Source organism: Ensifer adhaerens (genome assembly GCF_028993555.1).
GTDB lineage: Bacteria > Pseudomonadota > Alphaproteobacteria > Rhizobiales > Rhizobiaceae > Ensifer > Ensifer adhaerens_I.
This window is the reverse complement of sequence record NZ_CP118610.1, coordinates 712,056-732,153: the sequence shown is the minus strand read 5'-3', so window position 1 is coordinate 732,153 and position 20,098 is coordinate 712,056. Positions and strand designations below refer to the sequence as shown.

The window sequence follows — 20,098 nt, the reverse complement described above, 5'->3', positions numbered from 1 at the left end:
CGGTCAGTATCCAAGCGGCGGAGCCGGCTCGTCTTTCGGCTCGGCGACGCGCATCTCGTCGGTATTGTCGGTTTGCAGCTCCTCGTAGGCGCGCCAGGCCAGAACCAGCAGGAAAGCGAAGAAGGAGAAGGAGATGACGATTGCCGTCAGGATCAGCGCCTGCGGCAAGGCGTTTGCGGCCGGTCCCGTGAGCGCATCCTGATGGCCGGGGATGACCGGCGGCACGCCGCGTGTCAGCCGCCCGCCGGTGAAGATCAGCAGGTTGACGGCATTGCCGAGAATGGCAACACCAAGCAGCACCCGGATGATGGATTTCGACAGCAGCAGGTAGACGGCAACCGTGAAGAAGATACTGACGAGCAGCGCGAACCAGGCTTCCATCACTCGCCTCCCCGCTCTTCGAGCGAAAGCGCAATCGAGCTGATCGCCCCGACGACGACGAGATAGACGCCGCAGTCAAACAGCATCACCGTCGAGAGCGGAACCTCCAGGCCAAGAACCGAGGGATAGATCCAGAGACCGGTCATGAAGGGGACCCGGGCGGCAATCGAAATCAGGCCGGCGACCGTCGCTGCGAAAAGTCCAGCGCCGGCAATTGCCATCGGGTGGAAGTAGATCGCCCGGCGCACGGTCTCGACACCGCAGGCGATGCCGTAGATCGCCAACGCCGACACCGCGATCAACCCACCGATGAAGCCGCCGCCGGGCTCGTTGTGGCCGCGAAGCAGCACGAAGATCGAAAACAGCACCATCAGGCTGGTGAGAAACGGGGCGACGGCCCGGAAGATCACCGACTTCATGCGCGTTCCTCCGCATCCGGATCGTTGTCGGCGATACGGCGGAGAGAACCGGCCCTCAACCGGACCAGCGACAGGATGGCAAGACCGGTGACCATCACCACGGCAATCTCACCCAGTGTGTCCGTACCGCGGAAATCGACGATGATGACATTCACGACATTGGCGCCGTGCGCGATCGATTTCGAATAGAGATTGAAGAATTCCGTGAGCGTGGCGTCAAAAGGAACGCCCGTCGCTTTCAGCAACATCAAGCCGAAGCCGAGGCCGCAGGCGAGTGCAATGGCAAAATCCGGGACTTTCTGGGCAAGCGGCCGATGGTCGGACGGCGAGAGCCTGAGCCGCGTCATCACCAGCGCCAGCACCACGACCGACAGCGTCTCGATCATGAACTGGGTGAAGGCAAGGTCCGGCGCGCCATAGAGCAGGAAGATGACGGCAACGGCAAAACCCTGGATGCCGAGCGAGACGATCGCCGTCAGCCGATCGGGCGCGAGCACGACGGCAACGAGACCGATGACCGCAATGGCCATGATCGCAAGCTCATGCAGTGGTACGTCGGGTGCAAAGAACGGCGCGCGCGGTAGTTCGCCATAGGTGAGCGGAACGACCAGCAGCACGAAGGCAACCAGGACGAAGGTGGCCGTCATGTAGACGTCGAGGCGGCCGGATTGCAGCCGGCGCGTCAGCCAGACGGAAAACCGAACGAGCCCACGGATGAACTGGTCGAAACCGCGGTCCGGCCCCCAGCCGATATCGGCAAGGATCGCGGCGATGAAGGCACGCAGGCGATCCAGCTTGAGGTAGAAAACGATCCCGATCAACACGGTCGCGATCGACATGGCCAAGGGCACCCCGACATGCGGAACGACGGATATCGTGACCGTCCGCGGTTCCCCTGCGATCGCCGATGCCATCGGCGTCGACACGAGCTCGTGCGTCAGCCCCGAGAGAAGGGCGGCGGAAAGCCCCTTGGCGGCGAGCAGCGCCGGCCCGAGCCAGAGCAGCAGCGGCGCCTCGTGCGCTGCCTTCGGCGTCTGGACCTTCGCCCCGATGAACGGCTTCAGGGCAACGGCAAAGGCGACCGCAAACATAAGCGCATTGCCGAGGATTGCGATTGCCGCAAAGACCATGGAGCGGCGATCGAAGCCGGATAGTGCATAGTAGATCTCCTCCTTGGCGATGAAGCCGAAAAAGGGAAACAGGCCGCCCATCGAGAATGCCGCTGCAAGCGCAATGACGAAGGTGAGCGGCATGGCAGAACGCAAGCCTGCGAGCCTGGTCACGTCGCGCGTGCCGGTCTCATGGTCGATGATGCCAGCGACCATGAAAAGGGCGCCCTTGAACAGGGAATGTGCGACGAGATAGAGCGCCGCCGCCTCAATCGCATGCGGAAAGCCGAGGCCGGTCAGCATGACGAGCAGGCCGAGCGATGCCATGGTCGTATAGGCGAGCATCAGCTTCAGGTCGTTCTGGCGGCAGGCAAGGGCCGCGCCGATGACGAGGGTGGTGCCGCCGAAGAGGGGCAGCAGGATCTGCCATTCGGGCGTGCCGCCGAAAACGGGATTGAGCCGCATCAACAGATAGACGCCGGCCTTCACCATGGTCGCCGAATGCAGGTAGGCCGAGACGGGCGTTGGCGCTTCCATCGCGTTCGGCAGCCAGAAATGGAACGGAAACTGCGCCGACTTGGTGAAAGCGCCACCCAGAACAAGGATGAGCGCGGCAAGGTAGAACGGGCTCTCGCGCATCTCGGCGCCAAAGGCCATGAGCAGTGAAAGCTGGGTGACGCCGCTGACATTCCAGATGATCAGAAGTCCGGCGAGCAGGAACAGGCCGCCCCCTCCGGTCACGACCAATGCCTGAAGCGCCGCGCGCCTTGCGGCTTCGCGCGAATGGTCGAAGCCGATCAGCAGGAATGACGTGATCGAAGTCAGTTCCCAGAAGACGAACAGCATCAGGAAGCTGTCAGACACGACAAGCCCGAGCATCGATCCCATGAACATCAGGATGAACGAGAAGAACCGTCCCTGCTGCGGATGGCCTTTCAGGTAACCGCCGGAATAGAGCACGATCAGCATGCCGATGCCGGCGATCAGGAGCACGAAGGTCAGCGACAGACCATCGATCAACCAGGAAAAGCTGACATTGAACGAAGGTACCCAGGCATAGCCGCCGGTGACCACTTCGCCTTTGGCCACTTCGGGCCAGAAGCGGGTGAAATGCAGGACAATGGCTGCCGGAAAGAGTGCCAGAACCCAGGCTGCATTGTGCCCGAGAAGACGCGTGAGCAGCGGCGCGACCAAAGCCCCCACGAAAGGCAGTGCGAGAGCCAGAAATGTCAGGGCCGCAACATCCATCGTCCTGGCCTGCTCCTTTATATTTTCACCATACAATCAATCGAAGACCCGACATAAAAGAAGGGTTATGGCGCCTCAAGCCTTATCCAGGTAAAATCGGCGTTATGTGCCGTTAAGTCGCTTCGGATATCGGACGCAGCAGTCCAAGCACTATCAGATTCGTTCGTTTCATGCGTCGGCGGCCGCCAACAATTAAAATGCTGTTAGCAAAATATTCAGTTGCCGTCGCAGCAGGATCGAACGTCCTAGGATCGGGACAATAAGACGTGGTAGTTGTACGTAAAGGCTTCTTCAATTCAAAATAATACGAAGCCTGAAGCGCCGAATCGGCGGAAACCAACAACTGATCGGAACGTCTGCCTTCGACGATATCTGTGAACCGCCAGACTGCGGCTCATCGAGCGTCTTTCTGCCGCAAGCAGCATGAACTGAACAACACAACGATCACGGGCGAGGCTTGCTTGGAACGATCTCGCATAGTCGTCATCGCCAGTATCCTGGCTGCACTCGGCGCGATCCTGCCGATGCTGGCGGCCTATTATCTTTCCTGGTCGATTGCGGTACGCAGCGAGCAGACACGGCTTTCCCGTCTTGCCGACTACGCGATCATGCGCGCCGATGCGGCGCTCGAGGAAGCCTCCCGGGCCCTGAAAGCCGCCGACCGGTTCGACATGCCGCCGTGCATGGCAACGCATATCGCGGCGCTGCGCTCCCTCGTCGTCAACACAACCTCCATCGAAGACATCGGCTATTTCGAGAACGGGCTGCTGAGATGCACGTCGTGGGGCTATCCGCCGCGCCGTCTCACCCGCTCCACGCCCGCCGATTTCTTCGCGAGCAACGGCGTCGAAGTCATCCCGCGGACGTATCCGACGATCAGTACCGGCGCGCCCATGACGGCGTTTCGCTATCGCTCCTACACCGCGCTGACCAATCCGGCTCGATTCGTCGACGTGATTGCGGAACCCGGTACGCGGCTTGCAGTGGCCACCAAAAATGGCGTCCTCATCGGCACTCTGAACAATCCTGATGCGTCGCTGACGGCCCGGCTCGCGGAGCTTCCCCAAACCGGCAGCAACGCCGACGACCTGTTCGCAACTTCGCGGGGCGCAAATTGGATCGCCGTTGCGAGTGCCCCCAGTATCGCCATTTTCAACGACATGGATCGGGAACGCCTGTTGCTTCTACCCGGTGGGGCGCTGGTCGCGGCAGGAATGGTCGGCCTCGTCGTCTGGCTGTCGCGGCGTCGCCTTTCGCCGCTCGGAGAGCTCTCGATCGCCGTTCAGCGGCGCGAATTCATCGTCCATTATCAGCCACTCATCGAACTGAAGACCGGTATCTGCGTCGGCGCCGAAGCGCTGGTGCGCTGGCGGCGACCTGACGGGCAAATGGTCCGCCCCGATCACTTCATACCATTGGCGGAGGAGAATGGCCTGATCGAAGAAATCACCGACCAAGTCATCTTTGCCACGATAGCCGAGCTGAAAGCGGTCCTCCTTGCGGATCGTTCGCTACACATTGCGGTCAACCTTGCCGCCGACGACATCAAATCGGGGCGCATCCTGCCGGTGATCGAGGCGGCGCTGGAAAAAACCGGCATAATGCCCCAGCAGATCTGGCTGGAAGCGACCGAACGGGGTTTCATGGACGTGAAATCGGCCCGCGCAACGATTGAGGAGGCCCGCCGGCGCGGTCACTCCGTGGCGATTGACGATTTCGGCACCGGCTACTCAAGCCTGCAATACCTGCAGGAGCTTCCGCTCGATGCACTGAAGATCGACAAATCCTTCATCGACACGATCGGAACGGACTCTGCAACCAGTTCGATCACGCCGCACATCATCGACATTGCCAAGTCGCTCGATCTCTACATCGTCGCCGAGGGCATCGAACGACAGGAGCAGGCCGATTACCTGGTCGAACGCGGCGTACAATATGGCCAGGGCTGGCTGTTCTCCAAGGCGTTGCCCGCAGCGGAATTCATCACCTTCTACAACAACAGCAAGCGCCGGCGCGGTGCAGGCCCGACGGTAATCCGCCGCGAGATCGCCTGACGCCGGGCGCCGCCAATCGCAAGGCCAGACCGCAACGTGAATTGCGCGCTTCCGGCAGCATTCCTATATAGTCGCCGCAACGACAGGAGAATTTTCATGACGACCGTTAAGACGCCCAAGGTGGTGAAGACCGATGCGGAATGGCGGGCCATGCTCTCGCCGGAGCAATACCGCATCACCCGACAGCAAGGTACCGAGCGTCCGTTCACCGGCCCTTTCCTGAACAACAAGCATACCGGCACCTATGAATGCGTGTGCTGCGGCCGAGCCCTCTTCCGCTCGGATACGAAGTTCGATTCCGGCTGCGGCTGGCCGAGCTATTTCGCGGCGATTGACGACAAGGCGATCCGCGAGATCGAGGACCGCTCCCACTTCATGGTGCGTACGGAGATCCGCTGTGCTGATTGCGATGCGCATCTCGGCCACGTCTTCCCGGACGGCCCACCGCCGACGGGTCTTCGCTACTGCCTCAATGGCCATGCGATGACGTTTACCGAGGATTGACACTGACGCGCGGAAGGAGTGGCATGGGGTCTGCTGTTCCACTAGGAACAGGCCCCGCGCCGCAGCCGCGCTATCTAGGCTTTGGGTCGAGCAAGCGAGAGGAGGTCCGCATGCTGCGCATCCTGACTGCATTCACGCTCCTGCTCGCGTCAACTGTGACGACGTCGGCCGCTGAGGATTGGGTGTCCTATGCCAATGCTCGTTTCGGCTACGTGCTCGATATTCCTCCTGGTTTCGAATTGCAGAGCCAGGGCGACAATGGCGATGGCGCGAGCTTTCATGCCAACGACAATGGCGCGAGCCTGTCAGTGTTCGGCAGCACATTGCTGGACGGCGACTTCGAGACTGACGTGAACGAGCGCATCGGATTCGAGCGCGAAAGCGACTGGCGGATCGCCTATTCACGGGTGACAGCGGCCTGGGCGAGCTTTTCGGGAGTCCGTGGCGAAGAAGTGTTCTACACGCGCGCCATCGCGCTCTGCGACGGCAGCGCCGCCTATTTCCGCCTGCAATACCGCAAGAGCCGGCTGACCAGTTTCGACGGCGTGATCTCGCGCATGGCGGAGGCCCTCAGGCCATCGGAAGGCTGTCAGCATCCGCCTGTCGCTGCTGTTGCGGGCGAAGCGCCGAACTGACCAGGCTCAGGCCGCGGCGCTGAAGCAGGTCAGCACCGCCGAATAATGAACAGCCGCACCGGTCACGACGAAGCCGTGCCAGATCGCGTTCTGGAAGCGCAGCCTTTCCCAGACATGAAAAATCACGCCGGCGGAATAGATGATGCCGCCGATCAGGATCAACACCAGCGTCGTTGCCGTCAGTGCCGACAGAAGCGGCCCGACGGCGAGCACACCGCTCCAGCCCATGGCGAGATAGAGCAGGATCGCCAACCGGTCGAACCGGCCGGGGAAAAGGCACTTGATCGCAACGCCAAGCGCTGCGATCGCCCAGATGCCGATCAGCATCACGAACAGGAACGGGTCGTCCAGGCCACGCTGCAGGAACGGCGTATAGGTCGCGGCGATCAGGATGAAGATCGAGGAATGGTCAAAGCGGCGCAGGAACCATTTGGTCCGCGAGACCGGATAGAGATTATAGAGAAACGAGATCGACAGCGTCGCAAGCAGCCCTGCCCCGTAGACGGCGGCGGCCGCGAGCTGGCCGCTGGTGCTCCAAAGCGTCGCATAGAAGATCAATGCGGTGACGCCGACGAGCGCTGCGGCAAGACCGATGCCGTGCACGATGCCGTCGGCAATCAGCTCCGAGCGGTCATAGTTCCATTTGACGCCAGCGAATTCCACGCGATCCCTCTCCCGGGTCTCTGTCTTTTTCTCGGCACGCTCGCAGCTGTCGCGCCATCTCCGTTATCCTGCCACAGCCCCGAGCCGCCGCAAAGACAGGGTGGCGCGGCGAAAGCATCAACTTTTGCAACGCATTACAACAACGGCATCACATGCCAGCCAAGTGCGTGAGGCCTTGTTCGCGCGCCCGACAATGGCCACATGGGCTCACAGGATGACGCCGATCGGGAGGAGAACCCATGTCAGTCTTGCGCACCCCGGAGCACGAACAGGCGGCCGCGCTCAGCGCGCTCTGCCTGCGGTCGAAAGCCGTCTGGGGATATGATGCCGCCTTCCTGGAGGCCTGCCGTCCGGCGCTGACGCTGACGGCCGAAGACTGGAAGGATTCGGACCTGCAGATTGCCGTCGATGGCGAGCGGATCCTTGGTCTGGCGCAGGTTCGCTCCGAAGGCGAGATCGCCGAACTCGACAAGCTCTTCATCGATCCGGATGCGCGCGCCGTTGGCATTGGCCGCAGCCTGTTTGCCTGGTGTGTCGAAGCGGCGCTCAACCGCGGCGCCACGGTCATGACGATCGATGCCGACCCGGGCGCTGCCGATTTCTATCGCCGCATGGGCGCGGTCGATGACGGCGTCATTGCATCGACCGTAATCCCGGGGCGCTTCCTGCCGAGGCTGAAGCTGGAACTAAGATAGCGATCCGATCGCCGCGGCCAGCGCAGCGGCGATCGCTCGACGGTTCACCTTGCGCTGCCGGCAACTTCCGCCGCACATTCCTGACAGAGCGGAGCATGGGGAACAGCTTGCAGGCGCGCTTGCGAAATCGGCAGGCCGCAGCGGACGCAGGTACCGAAGGTGCCCGCGGCGATCCGGTCGAGTGCCGCGTCGATCGCGCGGATTTCCTCCTGCCCGGCAAGACCGAGGCCTTCCAGCACCTCGTCGCCTTCCCGTTCGGTCACGCGATCCGGAACATCGGCGTTCATGGGCTCATCGAGATCGTGCTCGATCTTGACCAGTCGCCCCTGCAACTCCTCCTTGCGGTGGGTGAGGCGGTTGCGAAAATCGTCAAGCGCAAACTTGTCCATCTGAAGACTCCTCGGCGGTGGCGGCGCAAGCTCGCGCCGCAGCCGCTCTTATTGTTGGTAGGTTACCGGTCGACGAGTACGGCGCAGGGGCAATGGCTGACCACGCGGCTTGCGGTCGATCCGATGAAGTAATCGATCAGGCCCGGCCGGTGGGAGGCGATGATCACCAGATCGGCATTCTCTTCGCTGGCGAAGGCGTTGATGGTACCGGCAGCGCCGCCGGTGCGAATTTCGACACGGCCGTTGATCCCATGCTTGGTCTTCATGTCATCGAGGGTCTTTTTCGCCTGCTTGCGGGATTCCTCGACCATCTCCAACGGGAAATCGACGATCATATAGCCCTGCGCATAGGCATTCAGATCCTCGACGACGTTGAGCAGGACAATCTCGCCCCCTTCATCGATCAGCTTCTCGGCGATGCCCAGCACAGATTCGCCGTGCTCGAGCTGATCCATGGCGATCGGGACGATGATCTTCTTATACATGCTGCACTCCTTCTGTTGCCCTCACGGATCGCCGCACCAGATGTGGCGGGCCAATCCCTCGTCTGGAGATTGCGCCTCGACCGCTTTCCCGGCTTTGATTGAAATCAAATCGAAAGCGCCGCGCTCGCGTGACCCTACTCAAATTGAGGTAGGGCGACGGCAAGCACTGTCAACGCTCATCGAACACAACATCAAACGACTGACAGTCTTCCGTGAACGGACGAGCCGGCCCATATTCCGAGCAACAGTTTCAACGAAACTGGGCCGGCACACCGGCTGCAGTTTCGACGCCCAAGGAGGCAGACATGACGGATACCCCGACCGACCACGCCCTTGCCATGCCGGCACATGTCGATCATGCGCATCTGGTCGTCCAGGATCTCCCCGTTGCTTCGGCCTGGTACCAGAAGATCATGGGCTTGAAGCCGATCGAAACGAGCAAAAACGGCGAGACGCTCGGCGTCGCCGGCCGGCCGCTCCTCACCTTGACGACCGAAGGCAACGCCGCCAGGGCACCCCGCAATGCTCCCGGTCTCTTCCACAACGCCTTTCTCGTGCCGAACCGCAAGGAACTCGGCCGCTGGCTGGCTCATGCTGCTCACAACAACATCCGGCTGCAAGGTGCCTCCGATCATCTGGTCAGCGAAGCGATCTACCTTGCCGACCCCGAGGGCAACGGCATCGAGGTGTATCGCGACCGGCCGCGCTCCGAATGGAGCTTCAAGCCCGACGGCACCGTTGGCATGGACACGCTGCCGCTCAATCTACAGGCGCTCTATGACGAAGCGCCCAAGGACAATTGGGACGGCATGGCCGATGGAACTGCCATTGGCCATATCCATCTGCAGGTCTCCAACATCCCCGAAGCCGATGCGTTCTTCCGCGATGTGCTGGGACTTGGGCTGATGGCACGCTATCCGGGGGCCAGCTTCTTCGGTTCGGGCAGGTACCACCACCATGTCGCGGCCAATATCTGGAACTCGCGCGGCGCGCCGAAGCGCGAGGGCCATATGACCGGGCTTTCGAACTACACAATCCAGTTCAAGGATCCGGCCGAACTCGCTCAGGCGGTTGCCAGGCTCGATGCGCTGGAAATTCCGGTCGATCGCGCCGGCGATGGCTACAGCCTCATCGACCCCTGGGGCATCGGCCTCAAGCTGGTCGCCTGACCTCTCGCTCCCGGGCCGCAGACGAATCTGCGGCAACTCGTCGGCCGCAGCCGCCTCAGGCGCTGCGGTCGTATTTTTGCTGCGCCTCCAGCACCGCCTCGATGTTGTCTTCGGCCCAGCGCGTCAGGGCGGCGACGGTCGACGTCAACGTGCGGCCAAGCGGCGTGATCGCATATTCGACGGTCACCGGCACGGTCGCATAGACGCTGCGGCTGACGAGGCCATCGCGCTCCAGCATCTTCAGAACCTGAGACAGCACCTTCTGCGAAATGCCGTCGATCTCGCGCTTCAGCTGGTTGAAACGCACCGGCTGTTCGTTGAGCCTGCCGAGCACCAGGACCGCCCATTTGTCGGCAAGCCGGTCCAGCATCAAGCGGGTCGGGCAGGTCTGAACATAGACGTCGTATTCCATAAGGCACTCCCCATGGCGGTTTCCGGTCGGAAACCATGGCACCAAAAACTGCCTCCTTTACAGCATTTTTCGGCGCTTATATCTAGTATCCATCCGCAATATGGTTTCATTTTGATACTAAGGAGCATGAAGATGGCAGGCAAGATTCTGATTCTCGGGGCGAATGGAACGATCGGGAGCAAGGTGGTGCGCGCGTTGATCGCAGCCGGGGAAGCGGTCAAGGCAGCATCCCGCAAAGCGACGCCGGTCGAAGGCGCCGAAGCCGTTGCCTTCGACTACCAGGACGCCGCGACCTTTGGGCCTGCACTCGATGGCGTCGACCGAGTCTTTGTGCTGACACCTGGCGGGTACCTCGACCCGGCAGGGCTGCTCAGCCCGATCATCTCCGCGGCCGCCGCCCGCGGCATCAAGATCGTGCTGATGACCGTCATCGGCGTCGATGCGGACGACAAGATCCCCTATCGTCAGCTTGAATTGCAGCTCGAAAAGACCGGTACTCCCTTCGTCATCCTGCGGCCAAACTGGTTCTCCGACAATTTCCAGACCTACTGGATCGAAGGCATCCGACATGGCGCCATCGCGGTCCCTGCGGCCGAGGGCAAGACAAGCTTCATCGATACGCGCGACATCGCGGAATGCGTGGTAGCCGCGCTGACAAGCGACGCCTTCAACGGTCGCGCCTACAATCTCACCGGCCCGGAAGCCTTGAGCTACGACGAAGCCGCCGCGATTCTTTCGCGCGTCACCGGCAAGCCGATCGCCTATGCACCGGTCGACGACGACACTTTCGTCGGCATTCTGACAGGTGCAAGCGTGCCGGCGGACTACGCCCGTTTCCTCGCCTCCATCTTCTATCCGGTGCGCGAAGGCTGGGTCGCCAGACCGACTGGCGACGTGAAGGCGTTGACGGGCCACGAACCGCGCAGTGTGGAGACCTACGCCAAGGACAACATCGCGGCGCTCAAAGCCTAACCACCATTTGTTCGCCCCCGCCCGCCGACTGGCGGGTGGCATGCCGAACGCGCGCTATATATTCCTAAAGTTGCAAATGAAGATCATTGGGGGCCTGCGTCAACACGTCGCTGGATAGCCGCTTCTTCGTCGATCAATAAACTTGAGTATTTTACTCACATATCTTAACCGCATGCCCGAGTGGCCTCGCCCAAGGTCACATATATGCGGAGTTAATGATATGAAAAACAAAAACATTTTTATGACTGCCCTGGCAAGCAGCACCCTGCTTTCAAGCCCTGCACTGGCCGTTGACTTCCGCCCGCAGGCGGAGATCGAAGGCGGCTTCTTCAGCGGCGGCTCTGGCGCCAGTGGCGGCTTCTTCCTGCCCTTCGTGCTCGATTCGGGCAATGCGATTTTCATAGATACACGCGGAGCGATTGAAAATGACTCCGTCCGTCAGGGTTCGATCGGTGCGGGCTATCGCTTTCGCGCCAATGATCAGTGGGTGATCGGTGCTTATGGCTATTACGATTATCTGAAGAGCAGCTATGGCAACTCCTTCAGCCAGCTGTCCCTCGGCCTCGAGGCGTTGAGCGGCGACCTCGAAATGCGCAGCAACTTCTACCTGCCGCTGACCGGCGCCAAGACACTCAGCGCCTTCAATGCCGCCTATGTGCGCGATCATGTACTGGTCTTCCAGGAGGGCAAGGAACGAGCGCGGCGCGGCATCGACGCCGAAATCGGCGGCCGGCTGCCGGTGTTCGAGGATGACTCCAAGGTACAGCTCAAGGTCTTTGGCGGCAGCCACTGGTATGGCGGCCGCAACCTCGACGACATGTTCGGTGCCAAGCTGCGTGCGGAGCTGACCTTCGCCGATCTGCCCGGTCTGTCCGAAGGCTCGACCGTTTCTCTCGGCGTCACCGGCACCTATGACAATGAGGACAAGCTGAAGGGCGCCGTCATGGCGCGGCTGCGCATCCCGTTCGGCGCAACCGGTTCGACCAGCAACGCCTTCGACCCGATGACGCAACGCGTCGAGCGCGCGTCAAAGATCCGCACCCATGCCGGCGCCTCCGGCGACATCGAAACAGCACAGTTCGCCGACACCGACCGTGCGCCCGGTCGGGTCGTCACCGTTTCCTCGGCCTCCGGCAATGCCAGTGCGGTCAATACGCTGATTGCGGCCGCCGGCGCCGATGCACTGATCCTTGCCGACGGGGACCTCGCGCTAGACCGCACGCTTGCGCTCGGCAACGGCCAGACGCTCCTGGGTGGCGGCGGCGCAATCGCCGTGCGTGGCGCGCGCAGCGGCGCAACCGCAACCTTCGTCAATCAGGGCGCCGCCACCACGATCACCGGCTACAACCCGGCCCAGGACGTGATCACCATGGCGTCCGGCAGCACCATCTCGCAGCTTTCGGTGCGCGGCGGCCTCGCCGGCATTTCGGCAACCGACGCTGCTGATGTTACCGTCGACGACGTCGATATTGCCGCCACCAGCCATGACGGCATCCGCTTCACCCGGGTCAATGGCGCTCTGGTTCGGGACAGCCGTGTCCACGACCTCTACGTCTGCGAAAACAATACGACCTGCGAGTTCTCGATCTACAATCCGAACAAGGCGCCCTATGCGGCGATCAGTTCCGTCGGCAGCCGCAATGTCACGGTGCGCGACACGACCATCGACAAGGTCACCTATGGGGTCTTTGCCGGCGGCGAGTTCAGGAAAGTCGGCCGGACAGACTATGAACTGGTCACCGGCACGGAAAACGTCACGCTCGACAACGTGACGATCAGCAACTCCCGCCGCGAAGGCGTGCTGCTGGTGGCCGGCAAGGATGTCAAACTCGATCGCGTCACGGTCGACAACTCCAAGCAGGATCGCGACATGGATCTCGTCGTGCTCCAGGGTACCTCGAACGTCGCCATCAACGACATGCAGCTCATGGGCGGCATCAACGGCCTGATGCTTGTTTCCAGCCCGAACCTCGATGCGACGACCGCCAATGTCAACGTGAAGGGCCTGAAGATCGACGGCACCCGCAACGCCGGCATCTTCTTCAATCCGGTCTCCGGCATTTCCCTTGAGGACGTAGCCGTCACCAATGCCGGCACCTATGGCGCCTACATCTACGGTAACGAGTACGAGTTCCTGGGCGGTCCGGTGCGCGACGTCTTGCTGAAGAACATGACGGTCGACAAGGCCGGCAAGGCGGGCCTCTACTTCTCAGGTCCGACCGAAGACATCACGGGCAACGTCACGGTCACCAACACGCCGAAGGATTGCCTGCTCGACAATGGCTGGTCGGCCGGAACGATCACCCAGTCGCCAGGTTCCGTGTTGACCGTGAACGGCACCAAGCTCGACCAGGGCAATGCCGTGGCGCGTTGCCGCTGAACGCGCAAGCCACGCCCAGGCAACCGGGCGTGGCTTCTCGCTTGTCTGATCGGGTTGGCCTACCCTGCTTGGCAGCACTCGAAGGTGACGACATGGTCGCCATCGCGCGGCGCGCGACCGAAGGCATAGTCGCCGGAAACGACGATATCGGCGAAACCGGCCGCCTGTAGCGTGAGCATCATTTCCTGAATGCCCCACCAGCGCATGGTGAAGAATTCCAGTTCGCTCAAGGCCAGCCGCCCCGCCTGCCAGAGGTCGTAACGCAGATGCGAAACCGTTGTTTGGGCGATGATATCGGTCTTGACCCGCTGGCTGGTCAAGGTCAGCAGGTCACCCGCCTCCGTCTGCCAGCTTCGGATATTGGGCTGCAAGTTCTCGACCATGTCGCTCGGATAGAGATCGAAGATCAGGCGTCCACCGGGCGTCAGGTGATCGCGGAAACGTCTCAGCACCGCGCTCGCTGACGCATGGTCGGCGATCAATTGTAGGGAACCGGCGGGCACAACGATCGCATCAAATCGCTGTCCGTAAGAGAAGGTTTCGAAGGTCTGGCGCGACAGCGTCGGGGCAAGCCCGCGCTCTGCACATTGGGCCTGGCAATAGTCGAGCATATCCTGTGAAGCGTCGAAACCGGAGACATCGAATCCAGCCTCCAGCAACGGGATCAGCGCGCGACCATTGCCGACGGCGGGTTCGAGGATCGGCCCAGAACAGCCCTCCAACCGTGCTCGATAGTACTCTACGTCGCCGAAGGATTTTCCAATATATTTGTCTAAATTATAAACATGAGAGGCAAGTCTGCCATAAGTATTGTTCACGATATCCCGACCCCCGATCGAACTTACGGGTGCGTTTTACATGAGCACGTCTTCGGAGGATGTTGTTTGCCAGCCACGCCCAAGGTTTATCGCCGCGGCCGTCGCAGATCGTCCCCTCCAGTTCATTCAAGCAGGCCGTATTTCAGAAGTGCGCAGGCCGGATGAACTTGCCGTAAACCCAGCCTTCCTGCCAGTTCCCGTTGCGCTGCGGATCATGCCAGATCTGGCACCAGGTCGCGCGCACCGCGCGGCCCTGCGCCACGATTGCACGTGAACGTGCCGAGAGACCTCATCGAGGTGACGACGGGCACGCGCCAGGGTGCCCGTCCCGGACATCCCGGGACGCGGCTTGTTCAAGCCGGCAGGCGGCAAACGGAACCGACGAGCCTGGCGACGAACGGGCGCACGAAAAGCACGCAGACGAAGGCGACGGGCATCGCCAGCGCGTAGGCGCTCAACACGCGTGCGGGGTAGCCGGCGTCAATGCCGGTATTGGCGCCGACGATGACGCAGGACATCAGGAACGCCATGATTGCCGACATGAAGAAGGCAAAGGCGATGGGGGCGGCGCGTGATGGCAGCTTGCGGCTGCGGGCGATCCGCGGGGCGGACAGCGTTTCTTCCATGGGCAAATCTCCGGCAATGACCGAGGGGATCACCCCCTCGCTTCGGATCGCACTATACGGATCACGCACCGGCGAAGTAGGCCATTGCAGCCTTGTTCAGAATTAGCCAAAACCATCGAATAGCAATCTTAATTCGATGGATAGCATTATGGACACTTTGCGCGGGGTCGAGAGTTTCGTCAGGAGCGTCGAAGAAGGCAGCATCGCCGCGGCGGCGCGAAAGCTTGGGATCACGCCCGCTTCCGCGAGCCAGAACATCGCACGCCTGGAGCGAACGCTCGGCAGCCGGTTGCTCAGCCGAACCACGCGCCAGCTCGGCCTCACCGAGAGCGGCCGGATCTATTACGAGCGGGTGCGCGGCGTCGTTCATGAACTGGAACTCGCCGCTGCCGCCGTCTCCGCGCTCAATGCCGAGCCGCGCGGTTCCCTCAAGATCGCCTCATCTGTCGCCTTCGGCCGTCATGTCGTGGCACCCCTGGTGCCGTCCTTCGCGGCAAAGTATCCCGATGTCTCGATCGAACTCGTCGTCACCGACAGGGAGATCGACCATATCGGCGAAGGGATCGACATCAGCGTGCGCTTCGGTCTGCAGCTGGAACAGGGCCTGATCGCCCGCAAGCTTGCGTCGGTGCCGATGATCATCTGCGCGGCGCCATCCTACCTGGAGCGGCGCGGCCGTCCGCAACGGCCGGAGGACCTCATCCACCACGATTGCCTCGTCTACCGCTATGCGGGACACGGCCGCATCTTTCGCTGGGCGTTTACCCGCGACGGCCTGCGCTTCGAGCCGGAACTGAAGGCGACGATCGTCAGCAACGACATCGACACGCTCGCCGAAATGGCGATCGCCGGCGCCGGCATTACCCGCCTCGGGGCCTTCATCGCTGCGCCGCTGATCGAGCGCGGCCTGGTCGTGCCGTTGTTTGGCGGCGTGCCACGCGAGGGGGTGGCCAACACCGACCACGAGCCCTTCGATTTCTACGCCTGTTTTGCCGACCGCCAGGCGGAAACGCCGAAAGTCCGGGCGTTCATCGAGCACGCCGTGCAATCACTGAAAGGGCGTTGGTAGGCTTCACCTGCTGACGGTGGTGGCAGGTGCGGCATTCGGCGCCGCGCGATCCCCATGCAACTGCTCGGCCGCACGCCGTTGCTTCAGCCGGTAGCCGACCTCGACGATGGCGTGGATCGCCGGAATGAACTCCTCGCCGAGTTCGCTCAGGCTGTACTCGACCGAAGGCGGCGATGTCGCCATGATCCGCCGTTCGACCGCCCCCTTGTCCTCCAGTTCCTTCAATCGCGTGCTCAGCACTTTTGCCGAAATGCCGGGGACATCGCCCCTGAGTTCGCTGAAGCGGCGCGGGCCGGCGCTCAAGGACCAGAGGATGTTCGGCGTCCAGGCGCCACCGAGCAGCACCATGCACTCGCCGACCGGACAAGTGGGCGGCAAGGCCGGTGCCCGATTTTTCCGAATTTTCAAGCTCATCGCCAAACCTTTCCAGTTACCGCCGGGAAACTGAAAAAACAGGTAACATAAGGTTATCTGATATACAAAGGTTACCGCATGCGCTTAGGTTCCCTCGTCCCCGACAAGGGACAGTCATTTCAGGAAGGAACTTGATCATGAAGCTCTATTACGCCCCTGGCGCCTGCTCGCTTTCTCCTCATATCAGCCTGCGCGAGGCCGGCGCCGACTTCGAGATCGTCAGGGTCGACACCAAGACGCACCTCACCGAAACGGGCGCCGATTTCAAGGCGATCAACCCCAAGGGCTATGTGCCGGCGCTGGTACTTGAGAGCGGTGCCGTCGTCACCGAAGGTGCGGCCGTGGTGCAATACATCGCCGACCGCTTTCCGGCGGCAAAGCTTGCGCCGGCAAACGGCACGCTGGAGCGCACCCGCCTGCAGGAGCAGCTGAACTTCATCTCCTCTGAATTGCACAAGGCGTTCTCGCCGCTGTTCAACGGGGCGGCAAGCGCCGAGGCAAAGGAAGCGGCCGCCGCTCAGGTGGCCAAGCGCTTCGGCAACGTCGAAAGCCTGCTCGCCGACGGACGCTCCTACCTGCTCGGCGAAGCCTTCTCGGTTGCCGACGCCTATCTTTTCACCGTCGTCAACTGGAGTAGCGTCACCGGTGTCTCGCTCGCTGAATGGCCGCATCTCACCGCCTATATGAAGCGGATCGGCGACCGGCCGGCCGTACGCGCGGCAATGCAGGCGGAAGGACTGATCGCGGCATGAGCGGCGCCCCCAACGATCCGCAATTCGTCGCCGTCGTCGAGGTGCTGCAACGCTACTTCGATGGCCTCTACCGAAGCGACACCAGCATCCTCAAGCAGGTCTTCCATCCGAAGGCGCTCTACGCGACGGCGACGGACGGCATCCTGCTCGAACTCGACATGGAGAGGTATTTCCCGATCGTCGACAAGCGTCCCTCGCCCGAAAGCCGTGGCGAGGAACGTTCCGACCGGATCCTGTCGATCGAATTCGCAGGGCCAGTAACGGCCCTCGCAAAAGTCCAATGTGCGATCGGCGAAAAGGCTTTTACCGACCTGTTGTCTCTCGTCTACCTGGACGGGCGCTGGCAGATCATCGCAAAGGTCTTCCACTACGACATCAAACCTTCGAAGTAAGAGGAACACATGCCTTACGTGAACATCAAGATTACCCGCGAGAGCGCGACCCCCGAGCAGAAGGCCGCCCTGATCAAGGGCGTGTCCGATCTGCTTCAGACCGTGCTCAACAAGGACCCCGCCACCACCTTCGTCGTCATCGACGAAGTGGCGCTCGAAGACTGGGGTGTCGGCGGACTGCCGGTTGAGGAGTATCGGCGGCAGGCGAAGCCGAAAACGTAAGCGTTGCAGGCCTTCCTCCCAAATCAAGGGGGGAAGGCCGCTCCCGGAGAACGGCGAATACTCGGCTGCAGGGGCCTTTGCGCTTGATCGCTATCGCCGGGCTCTCTATCTCATTGTCTCCCGCCGCATTGATCCCGGAGACGCATCTTGTCCGTATTCAGCAACCTCCCCAAAGCTCCCATCGCCGCTAAAAAGCCGGTGAGCGACACGCGCCACGGTATTACCCGCACCGATGATTACGCCTGGCTGCGTGCGGACAACTGGCAGGCGATGTTCCGGGATCCCTCGATCCTCGATCCGGAAATCCGCAAGCACCTGGAAGCGGAAAACGCCTACATGAATGCGGCCATGGACGACACGAAGGCGCTGCAGAAGACGCTCTTTGCCGAGATGCGCGGCCGGATCAAGGAAGACGACAGCTCGATACCGGTCAAGGACGGCCCGTTTGCCTATGGCCATGCCTATGTCACCGGCGGCGAGCAGCCGCGCTACTTCCGCATTCCCCGCGACGGCGACCACAAGGATGAGGCGATCCGTCAACTGCTGCTCGACGGCGACAAGGAAGCGGAGGGCAAGGCCTATTTCCGCCTCGCCGGCCTCGACCATTCGACTGACCATAGCCTTGGCATCTGGGGCTATGACGACAAGGGCTCGGAATATTTCACGCTGAAGGTTCGCGACCTTGCCACCGGCGAGGACCTTGCTGACGTGATCGAGAACACCGGCGGCGGCGGCGCCTGGGCGCCGGACGGCAAGAGCTTCTTCTATACCGTGCTCGACGACAACCACCGCCCGTCGAAGATCTTCCATCACGTGCTCGGCACCAGCCAGGCCGACGACCGCCTGGTCTACGAGGAAGAGGATCCCGGCTTCTTCATGTCGGTCGGCGGTTCTCTGCTCGACGATTTCATCTACATCGACATCCACGATCACGAGACGAGCGAGTATCGGCTGCTCTCGACCCATGACCTGACGGCAGAGCCGAAGCTCGTCGCCGAACGCGTCACCGGGCTCGAATACTCGATGACCGAAGGCGGCGACGTCTTCTACATCCTGACCAATGCCGATGGCGCCAAGGACTTCAAGATCGTTGAAGCGCCGGTTGCTGCACCGGGCAAGGAGAACTGGCGCGAGATCGTGCCGCACAAGCCCGGCACGCTGATCCTCAGCCACATGGCCTATGCCCGCCACCTCGTCTGGCTGCAGAGGCGCGAAGGTCTGCCGGAGATCGTCATCCGTGATCGCAAGACCGGCGAGGAACATGCGATCGCCTTTGCGGAAGAAGCCTACTCGCTCGGCCTTTCGGGTGCCGCCGAATACGACACCGACGTCATCCGCTTTTCCTATTCGTCGATGACGACGCCGTCGCAGCTCTTCGACTACGACATGGCGACGCGCGAGCGCACGCTCTTGAAGACCCAGGAAGTGCCCTCCGGCCACAACCCGGACGACTACGTCACCCGGCGTGTTTTCGCCCCGTCGTGGGACGGCACCGAAGTTCCGGTGACGCTGCTCTATCGCAAGGACACGCCGCTCGACGGCTCCGCACCCTGCCTGCTCTACGGCTACGGCGCCTACGGCATCACCATTCCGGCCGGCTTCAACACCAATTGCCTGTCGCTCGCCGACCGCGGCTTCGTCTATGCCATCGCCCATATCCGCGGCGGCAAGGATCGTGGCTTTGCCTGGTACGAAGACGGCAAGATGGCCAGGAAGACCAATACCTTCAAGGATTTCATCGCCGCCGCTGACTATCTGAATCAGCAGAAGTTCACGTCCTACGCGAAGATCGTCGCCGAGGGCGGCTCGGCCGGCGGCATGCTGATGGGCGCGATCGCCAACATGGCGCCGGAGAAATTCACCGGCATCATCGCCGCCGTGCCCTTTGTCGACGTGCTCAACACCATGCTCGACGACACCCTGCCGCTGACCCCGCCGGAATGGCCGGAATGGGGCAACCCGATCGAGAGCCGCGAGTTCTATGACATCATCGCCGGCTACTCGCCCTACGACAATGTCGGGGCGAAACCCTACCCGGCGATCCTGGCGCTCGGCGGCCTGACGGATCCGCGCGTCACCTATTGGGAACCGGCAAAATGGGTCGCGCGGCTGCGCGAAAAGACGACGGGCGACGAGCCGATCCTGATGAAAACCAACATGGACGCCGGCCACGGCGGCGCCTCGGGCCGCTTCCAGCGGCTCGAAGAGATCGCCTTCGAATACGCCTTCGCGATCAAGGTCGCCGGCCGGATGTAACCAGAGCGGAATGCGGAAAAGTGTCTGCAGTTTT

General features: G+C 61.9%; 22 protein-coding genes. 12 read left to right on the top strand and 10 right to left on the bottom strand.

Going from position 1 to position 20,098, the window contains the following annotated elements:
• Window positions 1–3 precede the first annotated feature (3 nt).
• The 3 genes from PWG15_RS03480 to PWG15_RS03470 are packed head-to-tail and all read right to left on the bottom strand — an operon-like array spanning window position 4 to window position 3,157.
• Complete coding sequence (locus tag PWG15_RS03480; RefSeq protein WP_275023115.1) at window positions 4–381, bottom strand: Na+/H+ antiporter subunit C; 378 nt, start codon at window positions 379–381, stop codon at window positions 4–6.
• Window positions 381–800: a Na(+)/H(+) antiporter subunit B gene (locus tag PWG15_RS03475; protein ID WP_057250427.1), complete on the bottom strand. Its 420-nt coding sequence runs from the start codon at window positions 798–800 to the stop codon at window positions 381–383. The genes PWG15_RS03480 and PWG15_RS03475 overlap by 1 nt, the downstream gene beginning before the upstream one ends.
• Window positions 797–3,157 carry a putative monovalent cation/H+ antiporter subunit A gene (locus PWG15_RS03470; RefSeq protein ID WP_275023114.1) on the bottom strand — a complete coding sequence of 787 codons (2,361 nt, stop codon included), beginning with the start codon at window positions 3,155–3,157 and terminating at the stop codon, window positions 797–799. Before PWG15_RS03470 ends, PWG15_RS03475 begins: the two co-directional genes overlap by 4 nt.
• Before the next feature lie 461 nt (window positions 3,158–3,618).
• On the opposite strand from PWG15_RS03470, the gene PWG15_RS03465 reads away from it, so the two are divergent.
• The 3 genes from PWG15_RS03465 (at window position 3,619) to PWG15_RS03455 (ending at window position 6,350) form a co-directional block, all read left to right on the top strand.
• The gene (locus tag PWG15_RS03465; RefSeq protein WP_275023113.1) at window positions 3,619–5,211 is read left to right on the top strand and encodes an EAL domain-containing protein; all 1,593 of its coding nucleotides are present in this window, start codon (window positions 3,619–3,621) and stop codon (window positions 5,209–5,211) included.
• A gap of 96 nt (window positions 5,212–5,307) precedes the next feature.
• Complete coding sequence (gene msrB / locus PWG15_RS03460; protein WP_275023112.1) at window positions 5,308–5,715, top strand: peptide-methionine (R)-S-oxide reductase MsrB; 408 nt, start codon at window positions 5,308–5,310, stop codon at window positions 5,713–5,715.
• 110 nt (window positions 5,716–5,825) lie between these two features.
• Window positions 5,826–6,350 (top strand): hypothetical protein, encoded by a 525-nt coding sequence (locus tag PWG15_RS03455; RefSeq protein WP_275023111.1) that lies wholly within the window; start codon window positions 5,826–5,828, stop codon window positions 6,348–6,350.
• 6 nt (window positions 6,351–6,356) lie between these two features.
• On the opposite strand, the gene trhA is transcribed toward PWG15_RS03455, so the two are convergent.
• Window positions 6,357–7,013: a PAQR family membrane homeostasis protein TrhA gene (trhA, locus tag PWG15_RS03450; protein ID WP_275023110.1), complete on the bottom strand. Its 657-nt coding sequence runs from the start codon at window positions 7,011–7,013 to the stop codon at window positions 6,357–6,359.
• A gap of 239 nt (window positions 7,014–7,252) precedes the next feature.
• Here trhA and PWG15_RS03445 point away from each other — a divergent pair, with 239 nt between their 5' ends.
• Window positions 7,253–7,708 (top strand): GNAT family N-acetyltransferase, encoded by a 456-nt coding sequence (locus tag PWG15_RS03445; RefSeq protein ID WP_275023109.1) that lies wholly within the window; start codon window positions 7,253–7,255, stop codon window positions 7,706–7,708.
• 44 nt (window positions 7,709–7,752) lie between these two features.
• On the opposite strand, the gene PWG15_RS03440 is transcribed toward PWG15_RS03445, so the two are convergent.
• Complete coding sequence (locus PWG15_RS03440) at window positions 7,753–8,097, bottom strand: TraR/DksA family transcriptional regulator (RefSeq protein ID WP_275023108.1); 345 nt, start codon at window positions 8,095–8,097, stop codon at window positions 7,753–7,755.
• 62 nt (window positions 8,098–8,159) lie between these two features.
• Window positions 8,160–8,582: a universal stress protein gene (locus tag PWG15_RS03435; RefSeq protein ID WP_275023107.1), complete on the bottom strand. Its 423-nt coding sequence runs from the start codon at window positions 8,580–8,582 to the stop codon at window positions 8,160–8,162.
• 305 nt (window positions 8,583–8,887) lie between these two features.
• On the opposite strand from PWG15_RS03435, the gene PWG15_RS03430 reads away from it, so the two are divergent.
• The gene (locus PWG15_RS03430; protein WP_275023106.1) at window positions 8,888–9,751 is read left to right on the top strand and encodes a VOC family protein; all 864 of its coding nucleotides are present in this window, start codon (window positions 8,888–8,890) and stop codon (window positions 9,749–9,751) included.
• A 55-nt stretch (window positions 9,752–9,806) separates the two neighbouring features.
• Here the strand turns inward: PWG15_RS03430 and PWG15_RS03425 are convergent, their stop codons facing one another.
• A complete protein-coding gene (locus PWG15_RS03425) occupies window positions 9,807–10,163 on the bottom strand; it encodes a winged helix-turn-helix transcriptional regulator (RefSeq protein ID WP_275023105.1) in 357 nt (118 codons plus the stop codon).
• Window positions 10,164–10,295: 132 nt separating this feature from the next.
• Between PWG15_RS03425 and PWG15_RS03420 the strand changes: the two genes are divergently transcribed.
• Together PWG15_RS03420 and PWG15_RS03415 are read left to right on the top strand one after the other, a co-directional pair.
• Entirely contained in the window at window positions 10,296–11,135 is an 840-nt protein-coding gene (locus PWG15_RS03420) for an SDR family oxidoreductase (RefSeq protein ID WP_275023104.1), read from the top strand.
• A 220-nt stretch (window positions 11,136–11,355) separates the two neighbouring features.
• On the top strand, window positions 11,356–13,515 hold the full coding sequence (locus PWG15_RS03415; protein ID WP_275023103.1) for an inverse autotransporter beta domain-containing protein: 2,160 nt from the start codon (window positions 11,356–11,358) through the stop codon (window positions 13,513–13,515).
• A gap of 59 nt (window positions 13,516–13,574) precedes the next feature.
• On the opposite strand, the gene PWG15_RS03410 is transcribed toward PWG15_RS03415, so the two are convergent.
• Together PWG15_RS03410 and PWG15_RS03405 are read right to left on the bottom strand one after the other, a co-directional pair.
• The gene (locus PWG15_RS03410; RefSeq protein ID WP_275023102.1) at window positions 13,575–14,237 is read right to left on the bottom strand and encodes a class I SAM-dependent methyltransferase; all 663 of its coding nucleotides are present in this window, start codon (window positions 14,235–14,237) and stop codon (window positions 13,575–13,577) included.
• A gap of 449 nt (window positions 14,238–14,686) precedes the next feature.
• Entirely contained in the window at window positions 14,687–14,959 is a 273-nt protein-coding gene (locus PWG15_RS03405; RefSeq protein ID WP_275023101.1) for a DUF2798 domain-containing protein, read from the bottom strand.
• 148 nt (window positions 14,960–15,107) lie between these two features.
• Here PWG15_RS03405 and PWG15_RS03400 point away from each other — a divergent pair, with 148 nt between their 5' ends.
• Entirely contained in the window at window positions 15,108–16,028 is a 921-nt protein-coding gene (locus PWG15_RS03400; protein ID WP_275023100.1) for a LysR family transcriptional regulator, read from the top strand.
• Between the two features lie 3 nt (window positions 16,029–16,031).
• On the opposite strand, the gene PWG15_RS03395 is transcribed toward PWG15_RS03400, so the two are convergent.
• Window positions 16,032–16,442, bottom strand: a complete 411-nt coding sequence (locus PWG15_RS03395; protein WP_275023099.1) for a winged helix-turn-helix transcriptional regulator — start codon at window positions 16,440–16,442, stop codon at window positions 16,032–16,034.
• Between the two features lie 137 nt (window positions 16,443–16,579).
• Between PWG15_RS03395 and gstA the strand changes: the two genes are divergently transcribed.
• The 4 genes from gstA (at window position 16,580) to PWG15_RS03375 (ending at window position 20,064) form a co-directional block, all read left to right on the top strand.
• A complete protein-coding gene (gene gstA / locus PWG15_RS03390; protein WP_275023098.1) occupies window positions 16,580–17,194 on the top strand; it encodes a glutathione transferase GstA in 615 nt (204 codons plus the stop codon).
• Window positions 17,191–17,586 (top strand): nuclear transport factor 2 family protein, encoded by a 396-nt coding sequence (locus PWG15_RS03385; protein WP_275023097.1) that lies wholly within the window; start codon window positions 17,191–17,193, stop codon window positions 17,584–17,586. The genes gstA and PWG15_RS03385 overlap by 4 nt, the downstream gene beginning before the upstream one ends.
• A gap of 9 nt (window positions 17,587–17,595) precedes the next feature.
• Complete coding sequence (locus PWG15_RS03380; protein ID WP_275023096.1) at window positions 17,596–17,808, top strand: tautomerase family protein; 213 nt, start codon at window positions 17,596–17,598, stop codon at window positions 17,806–17,808.
• Between the two features lie 147 nt (window positions 17,809–17,955).
• Window positions 17,956–20,064, top strand: coding sequence for a S9 family peptidase (locus PWG15_RS03375; RefSeq protein ID WP_275023095.1), 2,109 nt, complete (start codon window positions 17,956–17,958; stop codon window positions 20,062–20,064).
• Window positions 20,065–20,098: the final 34 nt, after the last annotated feature.

Bases quoted from the DNA above. Each gene is read 5' to 3' on its own strand.
- msrB (WP_275023112.1), top strand. From the start codon at position 5,308: ATGACGACCGTTAAGACGCCCAAGGTGGTGAAGACCGATGCGGAATGG.
- gstA (WP_275023098.1), top strand. From the start codon at position 16,580: ATGAAGCTCTATTACGCCCCTGGCGCCTGCTCGCTTTCTCCTCATATC.
- PWG15_RS03415 (WP_275023103.1), top strand. From the start codon at position 11,356: ATGAAAAACAAAAACATTTTTATGACTGCCCTGGCAAGCAGCACCCTG.
- PWG15_RS03440 (WP_275023108.1), bottom strand. From the start codon at position 8,097: ATGGACAAGTTTGCGCTTGACGATTTTCGCAACCGCCTCACCCACCGC.
- PWG15_RS03420 (WP_275023104.1), top strand. From the start codon at position 10,296: ATGGCAGGCAAGATTCTGATTCTCGGGGCGAATGGAACGATCGGGAGC.
- PWG15_RS03425 (WP_275023105.1), bottom strand. From the start codon at position 10,163: ATGGAATACGACGTCTATGTTCAGACCTGCCCGACCCGCTTGATGCTG.
- PWG15_RS03470 (WP_275023114.1), bottom strand. From the start codon at position 3,157: ATGGATGTTGCGGCCCTGACATTTCTGGCTCTCGCACTGCCTTTCGTG.
- PWG15_RS03435 (WP_275023107.1), bottom strand. From the start codon at position 8,582: ATGTATAAGAAGATCATCGTCCCGATCGCCATGGATCAGCTCGAGCAC.
- PWG15_RS03445 (WP_275023109.1), top strand. From the start codon at position 7,253: ATGTCAGTCTTGCGCACCCCGGAGCACGAACAGGCGGCCGCGCTCAGC.
- PWG15_RS03475 (WP_057250427.1), bottom strand. From the start codon at position 800: ATGAAGTCGGTGATCTTCCGGGCCGTCGCCCCGTTTCTCACCAGCCTG.
- PWG15_RS03430 (WP_275023106.1), top strand. From the start codon at position 8,888: ATGACGGATACCCCGACCGACCACGCCCTTGCCATGCCGGCACATGTC.
- PWG15_RS03395 (WP_275023099.1), bottom strand. From the start codon at position 16,442: ATGAGCTTGAAAATTCGGAAAAATCGGGCACCGGCCTTGCCGCCCACT.
- PWG15_RS03455 (WP_275023111.1), top strand. From the start codon at position 5,826: ATGCTGCGCATCCTGACTGCATTCACGCTCCTGCTCGCGTCAACTGTG.
- PWG15_RS03480 (WP_275023115.1), bottom strand. From the start codon at position 381: ATGGAAGCCTGGTTCGCGCTGCTCGTCAGTATCTTCTTCACGGTTGCC.
- PWG15_RS03380 (WP_275023096.1), top strand. From the start codon at position 17,596: ATGCCTTACGTGAACATCAAGATTACCCGCGAGAGCGCGACCCCCGAG.
- PWG15_RS03385 (WP_275023097.1), top strand. From the start codon at position 17,191: ATGAGCGGCGCCCCCAACGATCCGCAATTCGTCGCCGTCGTCGAGGTG.
- PWG15_RS03400 (WP_275023100.1), top strand. From the start codon at position 15,108: ATGGACACTTTGCGCGGGGTCGAGAGTTTCGTCAGGAGCGTCGAAGAA.
- PWG15_RS03405 (WP_275023101.1), bottom strand. From the start codon at position 14,959: ATGGAAGAAACGCTGTCCGCCCCGCGGATCGCCCGCAGCCGCAAGCTG.